The 18,098-nt window shown below is 71.3% G+C and carries 21 protein-coding genes; 7 read left to right on the forward strand and 14 right to left on the reverse strand.

Going from position 1 to position 18,098, the window contains the following annotated elements:
* Nucleotides 1-75: 75 nt before the first annotated feature.
* The 11 genes from ABH940_RS22890 to ABH940_RS22940 all read right to left on the reverse strand — a co-directional run bounded on the left by ABH940_RS22890 (nt 76) and on the right by ABH940_RS22940 (nt 9,683).
* Nucleotides 76-645 carry a hypothetical protein gene (locus tag ABH940_RS22890; RefSeq protein ID WP_370061719.1) on the reverse strand — a complete coding sequence of 190 codons (570 nt, stop codon included), beginning with the start codon at nt 643-645 and terminating at the stop codon, nt 76-78.
* Between the two features lie 185 nt (nt 646-830).
* Nucleotides 831-1,907: a LacI family DNA-binding transcriptional regulator gene (locus ABH940_RS22895; protein WP_370061721.1), complete on the reverse strand. Its 1,077-nt coding sequence runs from the start codon at nt 1,905-1,907 to the stop codon at nt 831-833.
* Nucleotides 1,908-1,942: 35 nt separating this feature from the next.
* The gene (locus ABH940_RS22900) at nt 1,943-2,278 is read right to left on the reverse strand and encodes a DUF4229 domain-containing protein (protein ID WP_370061723.1); all 336 of its coding nucleotides are present in this window, start codon (nt 2,276-2,278) and stop codon (nt 1,943-1,945) included.
* A 117-nt stretch (nt 2,279-2,395) separates the two neighbouring features.
* A complete protein-coding gene (locus tag ABH940_RS22905; protein ID WP_370106078.1) occupies nt 2,396-2,920 on the reverse strand; it encodes an N-acetyltransferase family protein in 525 nt (174 codons plus the stop codon).
* Between the two features lie 13 nt (nt 2,921-2,933).
* On the reverse strand, nt 2,934-4,097 hold the full coding sequence (gene mqnE / locus ABH940_RS22910; RefSeq protein WP_370061727.1) for an aminofutalosine synthase MqnE: 1,164 nt from the start codon (nt 4,095-4,097) through the stop codon (nt 2,934-2,936).
* Nucleotides 4,098-4,364: 267 nt separating this feature from the next.
* Nucleotides 4,365-5,339, reverse strand: a complete 975-nt coding sequence (locus ABH940_RS22915) for a threonine/serine dehydratase (protein WP_370061729.1) — start codon at nt 5,337-5,339, stop codon at nt 4,365-4,367.
* A gap of 7 nt (nt 5,340-5,346) precedes the next feature.
* Nucleotides 5,347-5,826 carry an Lrp/AsnC family transcriptional regulator gene (locus ABH940_RS22920; protein WP_370061731.1) on the reverse strand — a complete coding sequence of 160 codons (480 nt, stop codon included), beginning with the start codon at nt 5,824-5,826 and terminating at the stop codon, nt 5,347-5,349.
* Between the two features lie 118 nt (nt 5,827-5,944).
* Nucleotides 5,945-6,598: a UbiX family flavin prenyltransferase gene (locus ABH940_RS22925; protein WP_370061733.1), complete on the reverse strand. Its 654-nt coding sequence runs from the start codon at nt 6,596-6,598 to the stop codon at nt 5,945-5,947.
* Between the two features lie 23 nt (nt 6,599-6,621).
* Nucleotides 6,622-7,221, reverse strand: a complete 600-nt coding sequence (locus tag ABH940_RS22930; protein ID WP_370061735.1) for an NADPH-dependent F420 reductase — start codon at nt 7,219-7,221, stop codon at nt 6,622-6,624.
* 105 nt (nt 7,222-7,326) lie between these two features.
* On the reverse strand, nt 7,327-8,226 hold the full coding sequence (gene mqnP, locus ABH940_RS22935; RefSeq protein WP_370061737.1) for a menaquinone biosynthesis prenyltransferase MqnP: 900 nt from the start codon (nt 8,224-8,226) through the stop codon (nt 7,327-7,329).
* Nucleotides 8,226-9,683: a menaquinone biosynthesis decarboxylase gene (locus tag ABH940_RS22940; protein WP_370061739.1), complete on the reverse strand. Its 1,458-nt coding sequence runs from the start codon at nt 9,681-9,683 to the stop codon at nt 8,226-8,228. Before ABH940_RS22940 ends, mqnP begins: the two co-directional genes overlap by 1 nt.
* Nucleotides 9,684-9,739: 56 nt before the next feature.
* Here ABH940_RS22940 and ABH940_RS22945 point away from each other — a divergent pair, with 56 nt between their 5' ends.
* Nucleotides 9,740-10,186 (forward strand): nucleoside deaminase, encoded by a 447-nt coding sequence (locus ABH940_RS22945; RefSeq protein ID WP_370061741.1) that lies wholly within the window; start codon nt 9,740-9,742, stop codon nt 10,184-10,186.
* Between the two features lie 181 nt (nt 10,187-10,367).
* On the opposite strand, the gene ABH940_RS22950 is transcribed toward ABH940_RS22945, so the two are convergent.
* A complete protein-coding gene (locus tag ABH940_RS22950) occupies nt 10,368-11,294 on the reverse strand; it encodes a DUF3027 domain-containing protein (protein WP_370061743.1) in 927 nt (308 codons plus the stop codon).
* Nucleotides 11,295-11,517: 223 nt separating this feature from the next.
* Between ABH940_RS22950 and ABH940_RS22955 the strand changes: the two genes are divergently transcribed.
* The 4 genes from ABH940_RS22955 to ABH940_RS22970 all read left to right on the forward strand — a co-directional run bounded on the left by ABH940_RS22955 (nt 11,518) and on the right by ABH940_RS22970 (nt 15,157).
* Nucleotides 11,518-12,975 (forward strand): MFS transporter, encoded by a 1,458-nt coding sequence (locus ABH940_RS22955; protein ID WP_370061905.1) that lies wholly within the window; start codon nt 11,518-11,520, stop codon nt 12,973-12,975.
* Between the two features lie 27 nt (nt 12,976-13,002).
* Nucleotides 13,003-13,530, forward strand: a complete 528-nt coding sequence (locus ABH940_RS22960; RefSeq protein ID WP_370061745.1) for a hypothetical protein — start codon at nt 13,003-13,005, stop codon at nt 13,528-13,530.
* Nucleotides 13,500-14,243, forward strand: a complete 744-nt coding sequence (locus tag ABH940_RS22965) for a futalosine hydrolase (RefSeq protein WP_370061747.1) — start codon at nt 13,500-13,502, stop codon at nt 14,241-14,243. The genes ABH940_RS22960 and ABH940_RS22965 overlap by 31 nt, the downstream gene beginning before the upstream one ends.
* Before the next feature lie 62 nt (nt 14,244-14,305).
* On the forward strand, nt 14,306-15,157 hold the full coding sequence (locus tag ABH940_RS22970; RefSeq protein ID WP_370106091.1) for a 1,4-dihydroxy-6-naphthoate synthase: 852 nt from the start codon (nt 14,306-14,308) through the stop codon (nt 15,155-15,157).
* Nucleotides 15,158-15,254: 97 nt separating this feature from the next.
* Here ABH940_RS22970 and ABH940_RS22975 read toward each other — a convergent pair whose 3' ends face one another.
* Nucleotides 15,255-15,638: a cold-shock protein gene (locus ABH940_RS22975; RefSeq protein ID WP_370061749.1), complete on the reverse strand. Its 384-nt coding sequence runs from the start codon at nt 15,636-15,638 to the stop codon at nt 15,255-15,257.
* Nucleotides 15,639-15,997: 359 nt separating this feature from the next.
* Here ABH940_RS22975 and ABH940_RS22980 point away from each other — a divergent pair, with 359 nt between their 5' ends.
* The gene (locus ABH940_RS22980) at nt 15,998-16,234 is read left to right on the forward strand and encodes a hypothetical protein (RefSeq protein WP_370061751.1); all 237 of its coding nucleotides are present in this window, start codon (nt 15,998-16,000) and stop codon (nt 16,232-16,234) included.
* 18 nt (nt 16,235-16,252) lie between these two features.
* Here ABH940_RS22980 and ABH940_RS22985 read toward each other — a convergent pair whose 3' ends face one another.
* Nucleotides 16,253-16,864, reverse strand: coding sequence for an HAD family hydrolase (locus ABH940_RS22985; RefSeq protein ID WP_370061753.1), 612 nt, complete (start codon nt 16,862-16,864; stop codon nt 16,253-16,255).
* A gap of 111 nt (nt 16,865-16,975) precedes the next feature.
* On the opposite strand from ABH940_RS22985, the gene ABH940_RS22990 reads away from it, so the two are divergent.
* A complete protein-coding gene (locus tag ABH940_RS22990; RefSeq protein ID WP_370061755.1) occupies nt 16,976-18,052 on the forward strand; it encodes an ABC transporter substrate-binding protein in 1,077 nt (358 codons plus the stop codon).
* The last annotated feature ends 46 nt before the right edge of the window (nt 18,053-18,098 follow it).

An 18,098-nucleotide genomic window follows, 5' to 3' on the forward strand; every position in this document is an offset into this window, starting at 1 on the left:
TCACGACCACAACGGCGAGGGGCCCGGGGAGTCGAACAGCTCCCCGGGCCCCTCGCGCGTTACGCGCCTACCGGATCAGGGGACCGGGATGGGCACCGGCAGCGGCGGCAGGCTCAGGCCGAGGGCCGCCACCACCGCGGTGACCACCGCGAGCAGGTCCGCGACCACAGCGGTGATCGCGGCGAGCACCTTGGTCACGTCGGGGAGCGCGGCGACGATCGCCTGCACGTCGGTGGTCAGCTTGGTCAGCGCGTCGCCCACCGCGTCCTGTGGCTTCACGGCGTGCGGCTTCATACCGTGCGACTTGCCGGGCTTCACCGCGGCGCTCACCGGAGCCGCCGGCAGGGACGCCTTGAGCGCCGTGACGGCGTCGGTCACCTGCGTCACCAGTGCCGTCAGTGACGATGCACTGGGAGCGGGGGTCGCGGAGGCTGCCGTGGAGAGCTTCGCGACGGCGGACTGGACCGCACCGAGGTTGCCCAGGGTGCCGAGCTCGGCAGTGGGACTGGCGGCAGCGGCGACATGATGCACCGTGCCGCCATGGGGTTGAGGAGCCGCCTCCGCGGTCGAGATGAGGCCTCCCCCGGCCAGAGTGGCGGCGAGGGCGATACCGGCGATCACGGAGTGGGTACGACTGACACGCATGAGCTGAGTTCCCTTACTACTGGGAGTGACTGAGACTCAGTCACCGTCACTCCGCGGAACACGCTCCGCAACTCGGGGACCACGAAGGGTCACCGAACCATCGAGCCGATCACCACCGCGACGAGGAGCAGCACCAGCGCGCCGCTGACGATTCGGGTTCGGGTCTTGGGGTCCACGCGACCAGCCTATCCTTCGGTTTCCGCACGCCCGGTGGGGTGGGCGGTCGATCCCCGCACCACGAGCGCGGTGGGCAGCGGCTCGGGTTCGGGCTCGGTTTCGCGACTTTCCGACGGACCGTCGGATCGTTCACCCATCAGGGCGGTGAGCAGCCGGACGCCCGCCGCACCGAGTCGCTCGCCCGGCAGGTCCACGGTCGTCAGCGCCGGCGCGAAGAGCGGCGCGGCGACGATGTTGTCGATGCCGACGACCGACAGGTCGTCAGGAATGCGCAGTCCGAGCTCCGCGGCGACGTGGTAGACACCGGCCGCGACCACGTCGTCGTCGCAGACGACCGCGCCGACCCGCCGCGCCGCGCCACCGGTACCCGCACCCGCACGCGAGGCGAGCAGCGCCCGTGCGGCCTCCCTGGCGGCGTCCAGGCCGCCGTTGACGGAGACTCCGACCTCGACCACCTCCGCTCCCGACGCGGCGCTCTCGAAGCCCGCCTGGCGCGCCCGGAAGGTGTGCGCGGACTCGACCGACCGCAGATGGCCGAGCCGGAGGTGACCGAGCTCACGGAGATGGGTGACGGCCGCGGCCATCCCGCCGCCCACGTCGAGCTGCTGGGTGCGCCGGTGCGGATGACCGGCGCTGAGCGCGGGGTCGGCGTCGAGGAAGACGGTGGGCAGGCTCTCCGGCAGGTCGCCGCCGAGCTGGCTGTCGTCGGGCGAGCAGATCAGCAGCCCGTCGTACTGACCGCTGCGGGCCGCACGGGCGAGCTCGGCGTGGTCCCAGCCGGACGAGACGACGACCGACAGCTCACCCAGCGCCGCCTCGGCCTGCGCGCCCGCGAGGACGCGGGCGAAGAACGGTCCGAGGATGTTCGGCACCGCGAGCAGCAGCAGACCGGTCCGGCCCAGCCGGAGCTGACGGCCCGCCGCCTGCGGCTGGTAGCCCAGCTCGGCCGCCGCGGCCAGCACCCGCTCCCGCGTCGGCGCGGAGACGCGGTGCGAGGAGGCGCTGGTGGAGAACACCAGCGAGACCGTGGCCTGGGACACCCCGGCCAGCCGGGCCACGTCCTGCCCGGTGGGACGACGCGTCATGATCGGCCTGCTGCGGTTGCCGTGAGTCCGGGCGGTTACTGCTGCGCGCGGAGCGCGTCGTCGACGGCGTCCTCGGCCGCGTTCTGGGCGGCGATCCGGCTGGCCATGCTGCCCGTCTTGGCTTTGCGGCGCTCGATGCCGCCGGTGATCTGCTCCGACATGGCGTCGCGCTGCTTGTTCAGCACGACGTAGCTGACCGGCGCCGAGACCAGGGCCGCGATGATCAGCAGCAGGAACACACCGGAGGCGCCGGCCGTGACCGGCAGCACACCGAAGTGGGCCAGGAGCAGGGCGACCAGGAAGCAGGCCAGGAAGATGCTGGCGCGCATCGCGGAGTAGCGGAGGGTGGCGTGCGACGTGGGGGTGCTCACGGCTCGGTTTCTCTTTCCCTTGTCCGTGGAGGTACGACCAGTCCAGTGAAGCACGCCCGGAAGGGCGATCTTCACCGGGTGGGCACGGAGCCGCGCGTGCGCCGGGTCAGCCCGGTGTCAGCGCAGGTCCAGCCACATGACGACGGAGTCGCGGTCGTCGCCGGGGGCGACCCGCAGCGCTCCCGGCAATCGGCCGACCTCCTTGTACCCGCAGCGCTCGTAGAAGCGCTCCAACCCGAGGCCGCCGCGCAGGTCGAGCTGCAGCCCGGCCAACCCCCACGCGCGGGCGTGCCGCTCGGCCTCGGCAAGCAGCGCGACGCCGTCGCCCCGGCCCTGGAAGTCGGGGTGCAGCATGACCCGTTTGACGGTCCGCCAGTGGTCCATCAGCGAGAACCGCAGGTCGACGAGGAAGAGGGCCCCGGCCAGGCGTCCGGTCTGCTCGTCGTGGGCGACCAGCAACCGGTCCAGTCCGTCGCCGAGCCCGGCCAGCGCCTTGTCGGCGGTCGGCCGGACCTCCGCACGGGTGACCGGCGCGACGAAGCCGATCGCGCCGCCCCCGTTCGTGGCCGCCGCCCAGACGTCCACGAGGCCCTCGACCAGCTCCGGCGTGAGCTCCGGGTCGAGCGTGAAACGCAGTGCCATCCGCGGGGAGCCCTTAGAAGCGCATCGTCTGCGGCGTCTCGCGGCGCTCGCCGTCCGGGCCCGGGTACTCACGGATGATCTCGTAGCGGGTGTTCCGCTCGACCGGGCGGAAGCCCGCGTCACGGATCAGGTCGAGCAGGTCGTCACGGGTCAGCTTGTTCGGCGTGCCGAAGCCGTCCGCGTCGTGGGTGATCTTGTACTCGACGACCGAGCCGTCCATGTCGTCCGCGCCGTGGTTGAGCATCAGCTGGGCGCCGGCCAGGCCGTGCATCACCCAGAACACCTTGACGTGTGGGACGTTGTCGAAGAGCAGCCGGGAGACGGCGAAGGTGCGGATCATGTCCGCGCCGGTCGCCATGGTGGTGCGCGCCTGCAGCGTGTTGCGGACCTTGCCGTCACGCGAGTCGTGGAAGTCGTGCTGGTAGCGCAGCGGGATGAAGACCTGGAACCCACCGGTCTCGTCCTGCAGTTCACGCAGCCGCAGCACGTGGTCCACGCGGTGGCGCGGCTCCTCGATGTGGCCGTAGAGCATGGTGGCGGGCGTCTTCAGGCCCTTGGAGTGAGCGAGGCGGTGGATCCGCGACCAGTCCTCCCAGTGGGTGTCGTGGTCGACGATGTGCTGACGCACCTCCCAGTCGAAGATCTCCGCGCCACCGCCGGTCAGCGACTCCAGACCGGCGTCGATCAGCTCGTCGAGGATCTCGCTGGCGGAGAGGCCGGAGATCTTCTCGAAGTGGTGGATCTCGGTGGCGGTGAAGGCCTTGAGCGCGACGTTCGGCAGCGCCTCCTTGAGGGCGCGCAGCGAACGCGGGTAATACCGCCAGGGGAGGGTCGGGTGCAGGCCGTTGACGATGTGCAGCTCGGTCAGCTGGTCGTTCTCCATCGCCTTGGCGAGCTTGACCGCCTCCTCGATGCGCATCGTGTACGCGTCCTTCTCGCCCGGCTTGCGCTGGAACGAGCAGTAGGCGCAGGAGGCGGTGCAGACGTTGGTCATGTTGAGGTGACGGTTGACGTTGAAGTGGACGACGTCGCCGTTCTTCCGCGTCCGCGCGTGGTGGGCGAGGCCACCCAGCCAGGCCAGGTCGTCGGTCTCGTAGAGCGCGACCCCGTCCTCACGACTGAGCCGCTCCCCGGCGTAGACCTTCGCCTCCAGCTCGCGCTTCAGCCCTGCGTCCATCCGCCTCATGCCTCCATCAGCAGTGGCCCGCACCGGGCCGACGATCCCCACGAGCCTACGCCCTCGCTCTGACGGGATGGTGCAGTACCCATGCACGGGCGCAGCGATTCGGCCGACGAGTCGGTTGCACTGTCAGGGGCGCGGGGAACTGCGCGACAAGCCACCCTGTGCGGATGGCCCCGCTCGTTCGGTGCTCGACCCGACCGGGTGGCTTGGCGCGCAGTTCCCCGCGCCCCTGGCGTGCTGCAACTCCCCAGCTGCAAAAGCTCAGACGGCGAGGATCCTCGCCAGCAGCGCCGGATCCACGTTCCCGCCGCTCACCACCGCGGCGAACCGCGTGCCCGGCAGCTCCGCGCCGTGGAACAGGTACGCCGCCGTCGTCACCGCGCCCGACGGCTCGGCCACGAGCCGGCCGCGGCGGGCCAGGACGGCCACCGCCTCCCGGATCTCGTCCTCCGTCACCGTGATGATGCCGTCGACGTACGCCTGGACGTGCTCCCACGGCAGCACGCCCAGGGAGTTCGTCCGGAGCCCGTCCGCGATCGTGCGGTGGGTGTCCGCGAACGGCCACACCTTCCGCTCGCCCGAGCGGAAGCTCTCCGCCGCGTCCCCGGCCAGGGCCGGCTCGACGCCGATGACCTTGACGCCCGGCATGGTCAGCTTCAACGCCGTTGCCACACCGCTGATCAGGCCGCCGCCGCTGACCGGGACCAGGACCGTCTGCAGGTCGAGGTCCAGCGCCGCCGCGTCGTCCGCGATCTCCATCCCCGTCGTGCCCTGGCCCGCGATGACGTACGGGTCGTCGTACGGCGGGACCCAGACGTAGCCGTGCTTCTCGACCAGGTCCGCGGGGGTCGTGTCCCGCTCGTGCATGGCGACCAGGATGACCTCGGCGCCGAACGAGCGGGTGTTCTCCACCTTCACCTCGGGTGAGGTGTCCGGCATCACGATGACGGCCTTGATGCCGAGTTCACGTGCCGCGTAGGCGACCGCCTGCGCGTGGTTGCCGCTGGACTGGGCGACCACGCCCCGTGCACGCTCCTCCGGCGTCAGCGCCGCAAGGCGGTTGTACGCGCCGCGGATCTTGAAGGACCCGGTCGGCTGCAGGCCCTCCGGCTTCAGGTGCAGTGAACGCCCGTCGGGCCGGTCCGCCCACGGACACGGCATCAGGGGAGTGCGCACGGCCACCCCGGCGATCCGCTGCTGCGCTTCGCGCACCTCGTCCAGCGTCACCAGGGCCATGCGTGCATCACACCTTTCGCTGCTCGGTGAACACCTCGGCGTCGGGGAGCTCGACGGCGCGGTTCTCCCACTTGGTGGAGAGTACGACCGTGGTGCGTGTGCGGGCTACACCCCTGGTGCCGGAGAGGCGCTTGACGATCGACTCCAGCCCGTCGACGTCCGGGACCCGGGCCTTGAGCATGTAGGAGTCCTCGCCGGCGATGAACCAGCAGTCCTCGATCTCGGGCAGGTCGCGCAGCCGGTGGGAGACGTCGTCGTGGTCCGCCGCGTCGGTCAGCTGCAGGCCGATCAGCGCGGTGACGCCGAGGCCGAGCGAGGCCGGGTTGACCGTGGCGCGGTACCCGGTGATGACGCCGGCCTGCTCCAGCCGGTTGATCCGATCCGTGACGCTGGGGCCCGACAGCCCGACAAGCCGCCCCAGCTCGGCGTACGAGGCGCGTCCGTTCTCGCGCAGCGCCTGAATGAGCTGCCTGTCCACCGCGTCCATGCTGGGAAACCTGGCCTTCCAATCGTTGGGGAGCTTGCCGACAGTATCCGGAATTCCAAAGTCCAGGCCGACAAGACCCCCGGTTCGCAAAGAAGATACTCCGACGAGGTGACCTCCATCACGTCGCCCCCAGCTCGCCCTCCCAGCGGCGGTAGAGGGCGTGCGGGATCTTGACCGAGTCGAGCACCCGTCCGCCGACGAAATCCACGAGCTGCTGCACGCTTCCCGAGCCGGCGTAGAAGCCGGGCGAGGCGGGGATCACCACGGCTCCCTGCTGGTCCAGCTCGACGAGTTGACGCAGCGTCACCCCCGTGAGCGGGCTCTCGCGCACGCAGAGCACCAGCGGCCTGCGCTCCTTGAGGGTGACGTTGGCGGCACGTTGGAGCAGGTCCTTGCTGAGCCCGACCGCGATCCCGGCGACGGCGGCGGCGCTGCACGGGACCACGATCATCCCCTTCGCGGGGTACGACCCGCTGGACGGCCCGGCGGCGAAGTCCCCGGCTGTCCAGTAGCGGACGTCGTCGAGCTCGAACGGCTGCGGCTTACCTCGATCGAGCGGTCGCTCCAGCCACTCCCGCAGGTCCTCGCGCCAGTGCGCGTCCCGGAACGCGATCCCGGTCTCGTCGATGATCGTCAACCGCGCGGCCCTGCTGACGACGACGTCGACCGGCTCCCCCGCGCCGAGCAGCCCACGGATCACCGACGCGGCGTACGGCGTCCCGGACGCCCCCGACACCCCGACGATCCATGGCTCCCGCGGTTCTTGCTTCACATGATCGACCCTAACCGCTCGGTTCAGTCATGGACGATGCGGATGCCGGTCCGGCGGCCGAGGGTGCCGAAGGACGGGAGGAGCAGGAAGATGGCCGCGTCCAGGAGGTCGGGGCGGCCCAGGCCGACGAAGGTGGGAACGAGGCCGACGGCGGTGATCAGGGCCTCGACCGTCGGGGCGTCGGACTGCTCGAAGACGGTGTAGAAGAGGTTGCCCGGCTCGCCGTCCCAGAGCGGGTCGGCGAAGGTCTCCCAGGTCTGGGTGTTGAAGGCGCGGGCGTAACGGGCGGTCGGGACCAGGGCGCGGACCAGGTCCGCGCTGTGCAGCACGGGCTGCGGGAAGTGGTTGGTCGCGTCGACAATCAGCTTGCCCGCCAGCGCCTCGGCGTGGGTCCGCAGGAACGCCTCGACCTCGCCCGCCGGGACGGCCAGCAGCAGGGTGTCCGCGGCGGCGACGGCCTCCGCCACGGTGGCGACCTTGGCGCCGGTGTCGCCCGCGGCGTCGGAGGTCGCGGGGTTGCGGGAGCCGAAGACGACGGCGTGCCCTGCCCTGGCGAAGGCCCGGCCGAGCGTCCCGCCGATGTTGCCGGTGCCGATGACTGCGGTGGTGCCGATGCCGCTCATGACGAAGCCCTCCGTTGCTCGTCGTCCTCTTGTGAGGGGTGAGCAAGCGGAGGGCCGGTGATATTCCGTCAGCTACGTGGCAGCAGCCGGGCAGCTACCGGGCGTCTACGGCGTCAGCCCGCGCAGCACGAGATCCAGTAGCGCGAAGCAGAAGAGCGAGATCCCGACGAAGCCGTTGACCTGGAAGAACGCCCGGTTGAGGCGGCTCAGGTCGTGCGGGCGGACGATCGTGTGCTCGTAGACGAACGCCGCCGCGACCACCGCCAGACCCATCCAGAACGCCCACCCCGCGCCCGACAGCCAGGCGTACCAGCCGAGCAGCAGCAGGGTCAGCGCGTGCGCGGCACGCGCGCCGCGCAGCGCGGCCGGGACCCCGAAGCGGGCCGGGACCGAGCGGACGCCGTCGGCGCGGTCGGCCATCACGTCCTGGCAGGCGAAGATCAGGTCGAAGCCACCGATCCAGATGCCGACCGCGAGGCCCAGCACGCAGGCGGGCCAGGACCAGGTGCCGGTGACCGCCAGCCACGCGCCGATCGGGCCCATCGCCTGGGCCAGGCCGAGGATCGCGTGCGGGAAGTCGGTGAACCGCTTGCCGTACGGGTAGACGACCATCGGGATCACCGCGATCGGCGCCAGCGCCAGGCAGAGCGGGTTGAGCAGCGCGGCGGCGGTCAGGAAGACCACCAGCGCGACCGCCGACCCGGTGTACGCGGTGCGCATCGAGACCGCGCCGGTGACCAGTTCGCGTCCGGCGGTGCGCGGGTTCCGCGCGTCGATCTCGCGGTCGATGATCCGGTTGGCCGCCATGGCGAAGGTCCGCAGCCCGACCATGCACAGCGTCACCAGGAACAGCTGCACCCAGTGCACCCGCCCGTTGGCGAGGAACATCGCCGTCAGCGCGGCGGTGTACGCGAAGGGCAACGCGAAGACCGAGTGCTCGATCATCACCAGCCGCAGGAACGCCTTGGTTCTGCCGGCGTCGGCAGTCGCGACAGCAGTCGTCATCAGAGCCCGTACTCCTTCCAGCGCGTGTCGACCAGGGCGGCCGTGGCCGGGTCGGAGAGGACCATCTCCGGCCAGCCGCCGTCGCGGGTGTAGCCCTCCTCGGGCAGCTTGCGGGTCGCGTCGATGCCCGCCTTGCCACCCCAGAACTGCTGGTAGGAGGCGTGGTCGAGGTGGTCGACCGGCCCCTCCACCACGGACAGGTCGCGGCTGTAGTCGACGTTGCCGAGCGCCCGCCAGGCGACCTCCTGGTAGTCGTGGACGTCGCAGTCCGCGTCCACCACCACGATCAGCTTGGTCAGCGACATCATGTGCGCGCCCCAGATCGCGTGCATGACCTTCTGCGCGTGCTTGGGGTACTTCTTGTCGATCGAGACGATCACGCAGTTGTGGAAGCCGCCCGCCTCGGGCAGGTCGTAGTCGACGATGTCCGGGACGATGACCTTGAGCAGCGGCAGGAAGAACCGCTCGGTGAACTTGCCCAGCGGCCCGTCCTCGGTCGGCGGGCGGCCGACCACGATGGACTGGAGCAGCGGGCGGCGGCGCATGGTGACGCAGTCGATGGTCAGCGCGGGGAACGGCTCCTGCGGCGTGTAGAAGCCGGTGTGGTCGCCGAACGGCCCCTCGGGGAGCAGCACGTCCGGGTCCAACCAGCCCTCCAGCACGACCTCGGCGTCCGCCGGGACCTGCAGCGGGACGGTCTTGCAGTCGACCATCCTGACCCGCTCACCCGCGACGAAGCCCGCGAAGAGGTACTCGTCGATGTCGCCCGGCAGCGGCGCGGTCGCGGCGTAGGTGACGGCGGGCGGGCAGCCGAAGGCGATCGCGACCGGCAGCTTCTCGCCGCGCTTGGCGGCGATGGCGGCGTGGTTGCGGCTGTCCTTGTGGATCTGCCAGTGCATGCCGATGGTCCGCTTGTCGTGCCGCTGCAGTCGGTAGAGACCGAGGTTGCGCACGCCGGAGTCGGGGTCCTTGGTGTGAGTCAGGCCCAGGTTGAAGAACGAGCCGCCGTCCTCGGGCCAGGTGAAGAGCGCGGGCAGCTGCATCAGGTCCACGTCGTCGCCGGTGAGCACGACCTCCTGGACCTTCGCCTCCCCCGGCTTCACCTTGCGCGGCGGCACATGCGTCATCCCGGCCAGCTTGCCGAAGGCCTCCCGGACGCCGGTGAAGCCGTGCGGCAGCTCCGGCTTCAGCAGTCCGGCGATCTTCTCGCCGATCTCGTCGGCGGACTTCAGGCCCAGCGCCTTGGCGAGGCGGCGCTCGGTACCGAAGACGTTCATGGCCAGCGGCATCGCCGAGCCCTTGACGTTCTCGAAGAGCAGCGCCGGGCCCTTCGCCTTCTGCACCCGGTCGACGATCTCCCCGACCTCCAGGTACGGGTCGACCTCCACCTTGATCCGCCTGAGGTCGCCCTCGCGCTCCAGCGCCCGGAGGAAGGACCGTAGATCGTCGTAAGCCATAGCGCTCAGTATCCGTTACCGGCGCGGCGCGGATCGTCAGGGGGCATCGTAGGGACATGGCCCTGGACTTCCGCTCCATGCTCGACACCGCCGTCGACGAGGCCCGCCAGGGCCTCGCGGAGGGCGGCATCCCCATCGGCGCCGCGCTCTTCGGCCCGGACGGCGAGCTGCTCGGCCGCGGCCGCAACCGCCGCGTCCAGGACGGCGACCCCTCCCTGCACGCGGAGACCTCCGCGTTTCGCGACGCCGGTCGCAGGCGTGGGTACCGGCGCACGACGATGGTGACGACGCTCTCCCCGTGCTGGTACTGCAGCGGGCTGGTCCGCCAGTTCGGCATCGGGCGTGTCGTCATCGGCGAGGCGAGGACGTTCCACGGCGGACACGAGTGGCTTGCCGCCAACGGGGTCGAGATCGTACTGCTGGACGATCAGACCTGCGTGCGAATGATGACGGACTTCATCGAGAGCAACCCCGACCTCTGGTACGAGGACATCGGTGAGTGAGCTGCGCCCCCGCCAGCGGGGACCTTGCACCATCCACGGGCGCGGGGTTTGCAGACGAGGCAGTTGCACTGTCCAGGGGCGCGAGGAACTGCGCGAGAAACCATCCTGTGCGGATGGCCCTGCTCGTTCGGCCTGCCAGCTACTTGGGTGGCTTGTCGCGCAGTTCCCCGCGCCCCTCAGGTCAGCTGTGGCCGAGCTCCTCGGCCGGGGTGCTCTCCTCGACGGAGCCGCCCGCGCGGTCGGGGTGGAGCGGGAGGGGTTCGAGGCTGAGTTCGTCCAGGACCGGCGGGGCCGGGACCTGGGGCGCCGGCATGACCGCCGCCTCGGAGTGGCCGCCGCAGCCATAGCTGAGGGAGACGATCCGGCCGTCCGCAGGACCGAACTCGTTGCCGCAGATGCCGAAGGCCTGACTCAGCGAGCCCGCGATCGGGACCAGGAAGCCGCACGTCGCGCACGAGGCCGGCGCGGCCTGCGCCATCGGCGTGTGCGCGCCGTACTCCTTCTCCCAGCGGTCGGCGGCCAGGTTGAGGCCGAGCCGGCTGAGCACCCGGGCCCGGCGCATGCCGAGCTCCTCCGCGACCGCGCCGATCTCCGCGCGCTCGTTGGACGGCGCGACCGCCGTCTCCTTGCCGGAGGGCTCGACCGCGACGTCCTCGCCCGCGAGGCCCGAGAGCTGGTCCTCGGCGAGGACGCTGTTCGGGGCGGGCTCGTCGTCACCGGAGTAGCCCGGTTCCAGCCGCAGGTCGTCCGACTCGGTCGGCAGCAGGTCGCCGGGGCCCATGTCGCCGGGGCGCAGCCGTTCGCTCCAGGGGACCCACTCCGGCGCGACCAGCGCGTCCGGGCCGGGAAGGAGCACGGTCTCGTCCAGGGTGACCTGCTTGCTGCGCGCAGCGCGGGTCACCGTCACCGCCCAGCGCCAGCCCTTGTACGCACGCTCGCGGGTCGCGAAAAAGTGCGTGACCACCCGGTCGCCATCGATGTCGACACCGAGGTGGTCGCCGACCGCGGACTCGCCGGCGGCCTGGACCGCGGCGCCCCGGGCGAACTCCACGGCCTCGGCGCACTGGCGGTCAGGGGTACGGCTTCGCGTCGTCGTCGCAGCACTCATCACGAACTGATTCTCTCCCAACCGTACGCACCGCTTCACCACCACCGGCTCAGCAGCACGTGGGCAGAACTACGGAACTGCCGTGGTGCGCGATCTCGGTCGGTCGTTCAGACGGTAGAAGTCTCCGGACACCTATTCTGCTGGACGCGATGCCCTGCTGTCCCCCTCAGGGCAGGAACCCGCCGGAGCAAAGTCCGCCGAGCTGCCACAAATGTCGGGCACCATGGGATTTGTGGCCGATGTGGTGACAGGTAGGACTCGGCGCGCGGTGGCTTCCGTGCACCGGTTCACGTCGGCTGCCGCGCTGCGCACCGGCGACTTCACGAAGGCGACCGGACACCGGATCCGCCGCGCGACATCCGCCGAGGGCGCGGGCGAGTCGGGCCTGGCGAAACTGATCGAACTGCACGCGGTGAACTCCGCCGGCGACATGATGATCACCGTCGCGCTGGCGTCCACCATCTTCTTCTCCGTGCCGACGCACGAGGCACGCGGCCGGGTCGCCCTCTACCTGCTGATCACCATGGCGCCCTTCGTCCTGCTCGCCCCGGTGATCGGGCCGATGCTGGACCGGATCCCGAGCGGACGGCGCGCCGCGATGGCGGTCAGTCTGTTGGTCCGTGCCGCGCTGGCGTGGATGATGGCGGGCGCCATCGCCGGCGCGAGCCTGCAGATCTACCCGCTGGCGCTGGGCGTACTCGTCTCCTCCAAGGCCTACGGGGTGATCCGCAGCGTCGTCGTGCCACGGCTGCGACCACCGCAACTGCCGCTGGTGAAGGCCAACTCACGGGTCTCCCTGGCCGGGCTGCTGGCCACCGGTCTGGCCGGAGGCGTGGGCGGACTGCTGCACCTGATCGGTCCTGACTGGCCGTTGCGCGCAGCGTTCATCGTCTACATCGTCGGCGCCGGACTCGCCTTCTCCCTCCCGCACCAGGTGGACCTGGACAAGGGGGAGGAGCGCGCCTTCCTCCACGCCCACGAACCGACGGCCGAGCCGGACGGGGCGGACGGGGCGGACGGGGTCACGGACGCGGGGGCTGAGAAGACCGACGAGGACAAGGCGCCGAAGGGGAAGGAGAAGATCGGGCTGCGCTCGGTCGGACCCGGCGTCGTGCTCGCGCTCGGCGCGGAGGGGACACTGCGCTGCCTCTTCGGCTTTCTCACCTTCTTCCTCGCCTTCCTGGTCCGCGAGCACCCGCTCGCCGGGCTGCCGGCGACGGTCTCCCTCGGCCTGGTAGCCGCCGCGCTGGGCATCGGCAACACCCTCGGCACGGTGATGGGCGCGTGGCTGCGCACCCGCCGCCCTGAGACGATCGTCACGTTGATGCTCGGTCTGGCTCTGGCCGCCTCGCTCGCCGGCGCGGTCTTCTACGGGGCGCTGACGGTCGTGGTGCTCGCCTTCGTCTCCGGGCTCGCCCAGTGCCTGGGCAAGGTGGGCCTGGACGCGCTGATCCAGCGCGACGTCCCGGAGGCCGTCCGGACCTCGGCATTCGCCCGGTCGGAGACGCTGATGCAGCTCACCTGGGTGCTCGGCGGCGGGCTGGGGATCGTGCTCCCGCTGGTCGGCGAGGTCGGCATGGTGACCGCCTCGGTGATGGTGGGCGTCGCCTTCGTCTGGGCGCTGCGAGCCCGGGCGACCCTGGGCCCGCAAAACGCGAGCCCCGCCCCCGACGTGGCGTGATCCCCGAGGGACGGTAGCCTCAGCACCATGAGTCTTAACCGCGGTGTCGCCGCCCTTGGAGCTGTCGCCGTCGTCGGCGTCGCGACGCTCGGCATCACGATTCCTCTCGCCCACAGCTACGGCAAGCCGGTGCCGAACGTCGCCGTCGTCGCCGGCCCGCACTGGACCCAGGTCCAGCCGCTCAAGGGCTGCTACTACGGTGGCAACGCGATGACCACCGCGCAGCAGACCGCCTGCTCCGCCGCGGTGACCAAGTCGGTGCAGAACAACGACATGGCGACCGCGATCGTCCCGTCGCAGAACGGCACCTTCGGCATCAACGTCGACCAGCCGGTCACCGACCACGGGTGGAACGCCGGCTCGACGACCGAGCTGGTCCCGCAGACCACCAACGCCTACGCCGGCCCGCTGTCGATCGCCTCGGTGCTGACCACCCAGGACCCGCAGACCGGCCAGACCACCGTCAACAAGTCCGGCCCGCTCATCGTCAAGGAGCAGGACAAGAACGGCAAGATCTACGGCGTGTGGCTGCTGCAGCTGAAGGTCGCGAACTGACCGCGTTCCGCGTTCTCGTCGTCACCGCCGTCGCTCCCGAAGCGGCGGCGGTGTTGCGTGGTGTCCAGCAGGCCTTCGGGCATGCCGGACCGGCCGAGCGGACGCTGCCCGGCGGCTACGCGCTGACCGCGTGCGGCCCGGTGGACGTCGTGGTCGCGGGTGTCGGCCCGGCTGCCGCAGCGGCAGCGACGGCAACCGCGCTGGCAGTCAGTCCCTCCCGCTACGGCCTCGCCGTCTCGGCGGGCATCGCGGGCGGATTCGCGCCTGCCGCACCGGTGGGCTCCGTGGTCGTCGCGGACGCCATCGTCGCCGCCGACCTGGGGGCGCAGACCCCGGACGGCTTCGCCGACGTGACCGAGCTCGGCTTCGGCCGGGTCCGGCACGCCACGCGACACGCCGACCCCGTCGCCGCGTCGCTGCGCGGGCACGGCCTGCCGACCGCGCAGGGGCCGGTGCTCACCGTCTCCACCGTCACCGGCAGCGCCGAGCGCGCCGCCGAGCTGGCGCGGCGTCACCCTGGCGCCGTCGCCGAGGCGATGGAGGGTTTCGGGCTGGCCGAGGCCGCCGCCGGGCACGACGTCCCGGTGCTGGAGCTGCGCACGGTCTCCAACACCGTCGGGCCGCGCGACCGCTCCGCCTGGCGCATCGGCGAGGCGCTGGACGCCCTGGCGGGTGCATTCGCCAACCTGCCGTGGGCGACACTGGTCCCGTGACTTCTCCTGACGCCGACACCGCCGCCGATACCGCCGCTGCCACCGCCGCTGACGCCGACTCCGTGCTGACGATCGCGTTCTCGCCCTGCCCGAACGACACCTTCGTCTTCCACGCCTGGGCCCACGGCCTGGTCGAGGGCGCGGTGCCGCCCGAGGTCACCTTCGCCGACATCGACATCACCAACGGCCTCGCCGAGCGCGGCGAGCTGGATGTGCTGAAGATCTCCTACGCAGCGCTGCCGTGGGTCCTCGACGACTACGTCCTGCTCCCGTGCGGCGGCGCGCTGGGCCGTGGCTGCGGCCCGCTGGTCCTCACCGCCGCCGACGCGCCCGCCGACCCGGCGGCGCTGCGCGGCAGGACCGTCGCCGTCCCGAGCGAGCGTTCCACGGCCTATTTGCTGTTCCGCCTCTGGGCCGCGGAGGCCGTCCCGGGCGGGCTGGGCGAGGTCGTGGTGATGCCGTTCCACGAGATCATGCCCGCGGTCCGCGACGGCAGGGTCGACGCCGGTCTCGTCATTCACGAGGCCCGCTTCACCTACCAGAACTACGGCCTGCGCTGCCTGGCCGACATGGGCGAGGCGTGGGAGTCCTCGACGGGCCTCCCGATCCCGCTGGGCGCGATCATCGCGAAGCGCTCGCTCGGCGAGACACGCCTGCGCAAGCTGGCGACGGCGATCCGCACCAGCGTCGAGCAGGCCTGGGCCGAGCCGGAAGCGTCCCGCGACTACGTCCTGGCCCACGCCCAGGAGATGGACCCCGCGGTCGCCGACCAGCACATCGGGCTGTACGTGAACGAGTTCACGGCCGAGCTGGGCGATGCGGGGTACGCAGCGGTCCACGGCCTGCTCGGCCGCGCGGCCGAGCAGGGCCTGGTGCCCGCGGTGTCGGAGGAGAAGCTGCGCTTTCCCGCGTGAGCGGCTGACCGTCGCTCCCGCAGGCCGTTGCACTATCCAGGGGCGCGGGGCTCTGAATCCTGAACAGTGCAACTTCCCTGTCGCCCGTGACTGGGGGTCAGACGTCGAGCTGATCAGCGATGTGGTGCAGCAACGTCGCGACGCGCTTCCCCACCGGCTTGTCCGGGTAGCGGCCGTTCTGGAGGCCCGGGAGGATCTTCTCCAGGACCGTGGTGAGGTCCTGGACCATCGCCGCGAGCTCGTCCGGCTTCTTCCGCGACGCCGCGGCCAAGCTCGGGGCGTCGTCCAGCAGAGTCACCGTCAGCGCCTGGTCTCCCCGGTGGCCGGCGACCACGCCGAACTCGACCCGCTGGCCCGGCTTGAGCGTGTCCACCCCGACAGGCAACGCCTTGGAGTGCACGAAGACGTCGCCGCCGTCGTCACGGGAGAGGAAGCCGAAGCCCTTCTCTGAGTTGAACCACTTCACTTTGCCCGTAGGCATGGGGAGACCTCGTCGGTGGTGAGTCGGAGTGAGTCGTACAGGGGGCGCGGCGTCCCTCGGAACGGACCGCCGCTGGTGCTGCGAGCGAAAGCGAACTAGCGCCGCGCCATTGTTCCAGGTCGATGGCGAAATGATCGACCTGATTGCTCCGCCGGAGGCACCTGCGACCGGACCGGTCCGCGGCGTACCCGCACGACTGTCATGGCGCACCTCCTCCTGCGATCGGCTGCTCCCGGGCCTCCACCGCGCGCGTACGCGCAGTCCCGTGCGTGACGTGCATACCCCCGGTGGGCACACCGCTAACCCGCTCCGTCCGACGTGCCGGACGGCATACTCCGCCGACCCGTTAGCGTTGACGTGTGAACACTGACTCCGCCCGTTCCGACGCCAGGCCCGGCGACGCCCTGGTCCGCATCGGAGCGATCCTCTTCGCGCTCGGCGCGGTCGCCACCATCGCGACCGTGACCCCGCTCTTCCTCGGGCTGCACCGACTGCCGACCCCGGCCTACTTCGTGTCCATGGTGATGCCGCTCGGCTTCGCCGTCGCCCTCGGCGGACTGTTCCGCTCCGCCCGCTCTCAGCGCCGCGCGGGCTGAACGCGCGCAGCGTTCGGTTCAGGCCCGCAGGTGCGCCTGCAGCCAGGCGGGGAACCCGGTCAGGTCCGGCAGGACCACGTCCGCTCCGGCCGCCCGGAGCGCCGCCGCGTCGTACGGGCCAGTGGTGACGCCGACGGCGACCGCCTCCGCCTGTCGCGCGCCCTCGATGTCGCCGAGGTGGTCGCCGACGTAGACGCTCGCCCCTTCGGCGCGCAGCGCCCCCGCCTTGGCCGAGGCGAAGACGTCGCCGTGCAGCGCGTCGACCTCGATGCCGAGCGCGTCCAGGTTGAGCCGGGCGTTCGGCGTGTGCTTGCCGGTCACCACGAGCGTCCTTCCGCCCGCCGCGCGGACGGCGGCCAGCGACTCGATCGCGCCGGGCAGCGGGGTGACGCCCTTGACGCCGTGCTCGGCGTAGAGCTGCCGGTAGCGGTCGGCGCGCGCCTTGATCTCGTCGGCGGGGAACCAGTGGGCCATCTCGATCTCGACCGGCGGCCCGAGCCGGGAGACGACCACCGCGCTGTCGATCCGGGTGCCGGTCTCCTCGGCGAGCATCTCCCAGGCGCGGGCGATCCCGGGCCGGGTGTCGAGCAGCGTCATGTCGAGGTCGAATCCCACCGTCAGCGTCGTCATGCCCTCACCCTATGCGGGCGGTCCGTGGGGAATACTTTCTTCTGACGGTTGGACAAAAGCCACAATCTGGTCAGCCGCACGTCGGTCGGCCGTGCGCTCCCGGGAGGTCGGATGCCGCGCGCCCACTCGCGCCGAGCCGTGCTCGGGGCGCTGACGGCCGCCCTCGGCACGGCGGCCGTCTCCGCCCTGACCAGCTGCACCACCGCAGGCGGCGCGTCGGCCGCCGCGCAGTCCCCGCCGGAACCCCTCGCCGGTGCGGGCAACGGGACGGGCCAGGGCGGCACCGCGGCCCAGGTCGCGGCGACCGCGACGCCCTCGCCCTCCCCCTCCCCGGAGCGGACCGTGGCGGCGGCGACGGGACCGGTCGCGGTGCCGCAGACACCCGGCCGGGTGGTCGTCCTCGGCGCGGCCGAGCTCGACTCCGCGCTGACGCTCGGCCTCACGCCGGTCGGCGCCGCCCGCGCGATGCTGGACAGCGGGCTTCCCGACTACTTCCCGGTGGGCTGGCTCGACCCGGTCACCGACGTCGGCCCGATCGGCGCGCCGGACCTGACCGCCGTCGCCCGCCTGCGACCGGACCTGATCCTCGGCAACCGGACCGACGACGACAGCCACTACACCGATCTCGCCGCGATCGCGCCGACCGTGCTGACCGCGACCACCGGTGCGAGCTGGAAGCAGGACTTCCAACTCCACGCCCAGGCACTGAACCGGCAGAGCTTCGCCGACGCGGTCACCGGCGCGTACCAGGACCACGTCCGACAGTTCGTCAGCGTGCTGGGCGGCTCGGACCAGACGAAGAAGCAGAAGATCGGCCTGCTGCGCTTCGTCGAGGACACGGACCCGCAGGCCTACGCGGCGCAGAACTTCCTGGGCGCACTGCTCGCCGAGGCCCAGCTCGGACGTCCGGCGGCGGAGAACGCGGCTGCACCCGACGTCGCCGTCCCCACTCCCGCGGACCTGCACATCGCCGACGGCACGGCGCTCTTCTGGTCCACCTACGGCGATCCGGCGAAGGCACAGACGCAGACGTTCACCAGCAGCAGTCAGTGGCAGCAGTTGGGCGCGGTGAAGGGTCACCGCGCGTTCGAGGTCGACGACGAGCTCTGGTTCGTCGGGATCGGCTACTTCGCCGCCAACCTGATCCTGGCTCAACTCCAGCGCCTCCTCGGCTTCCCCGGCGCGTGACGGACTGTCAGCACACCGGGTGACCTGCTGGTTACCGAAGGTGTCG

The organism is Streptacidiphilus sp. BW17 (assembly GCF_041262485.1).
Classification (GTDB): domain Bacteria; phylum Actinomycetota; class Actinomycetes; order Streptomycetales; family Streptomycetaceae; genus Streptacidiphilus.

Excerpts from the sequence above, each read along its gene's own strand:
- ABH940_RS22985 (WP_370061753.1), bottom strand. The coding sequence starts at position 16,864 with ATGACGACGCTGACGGTGGGATTCGACCTCGACATGACGCTGCTCGAC.
- ABH940_RS22930 (WP_370061735.1), bottom strand. The coding sequence starts at position 7,221 with ATGAGCGGCATCGGCACCACCGCAGTCATCGGCACCGGCAACATCGGC.
- ABH940_RS22960 (WP_370061745.1), top strand. The coding sequence starts at position 13,003 with ATGAGTCTTAACCGCGGTGTCGCCGCCCTTGGAGCTGTCGCCGTCGTC.
- ABH940_RS22920 (WP_370061731.1), bottom strand. The coding sequence starts at position 5,826 with ATGGACGCGGTGGACAGGCAGCTCATTCAGGCGCTGCGCGAGAACGGA.
- ABH940_RS22990 (WP_370061755.1), top strand. The coding sequence starts at position 16,976 with ATGCCGCGCGCCCACTCGCGCCGAGCCGTGCTCGGGGCGCTGACGGCC.
- ABH940_RS22975 (WP_370061749.1), bottom strand. The coding sequence starts at position 15,638 with ATGCCTACGGGCAAAGTGAAGTGGTTCAACTCAGAGAAGGGCTTCGGC.
- ABH940_RS22890 (WP_370061719.1), bottom strand. The coding sequence starts at position 645 with ATGCGTGTCAGTCGTACCCACTCCGTGATCGCCGGTATCGCCCTCGCC.
- mqnE (WP_370061727.1), bottom strand. The coding sequence starts at position 4,097 with ATGGACGCAGGGCTGAAGCGCGAGCTGGAGGCGAAGGTCTACGCCGGG.
- mqnP (WP_370061737.1), bottom strand. The coding sequence starts at position 8,226 with ATGACGACTGCTGTCGCGACTGCCGACGCCGGCAGAACCAAGGCGTTC.
- ABH940_RS22915 (WP_370061729.1), bottom strand. The coding sequence starts at position 5,339 with ATGGCCCTGGTGACGCTGGACGAGGTGCGCGAAGCGCAGCAGCGGATC.
- ABH940_RS22955 (WP_370061905.1), top strand. The coding sequence starts at position 11,518 with ATGGGATTTGTGGCCGATGTGGTGACAGGTAGGACTCGGCGCGCGGTG.
- ABH940_RS22945 (WP_370061741.1), top strand. The coding sequence starts at position 9,740 with ATGGCCCTGGACTTCCGCTCCATGCTCGACACCGCCGTCGACGAGGCC.
- ABH940_RS22940 (WP_370061739.1), bottom strand. The coding sequence starts at position 9,683 with ATGGCTTACGACGATCTACGGTCCTTCCTCCGGGCGCTGGAGCGCGAG.
- ABH940_RS22905 (WP_370106078.1), bottom strand. The coding sequence starts at position 2,920 with ATGGCACTGCGTTTCACGCTCGACCCGGAGCTCACGCCGGAGCTGGTC.
- ABH940_RS22895 (WP_370061721.1), bottom strand. The coding sequence starts at position 1,907 with ATGACGCGTCGTCCCACCGGGCAGGACGTGGCCCGGCTGGCCGGGGTG.
- ABH940_RS22950 (WP_370061743.1), bottom strand. The coding sequence starts at position 11,294 with ATGAGTGCTGCGACGACGACGCGAAGCCGTACCCCTGACCGCCAGTGC.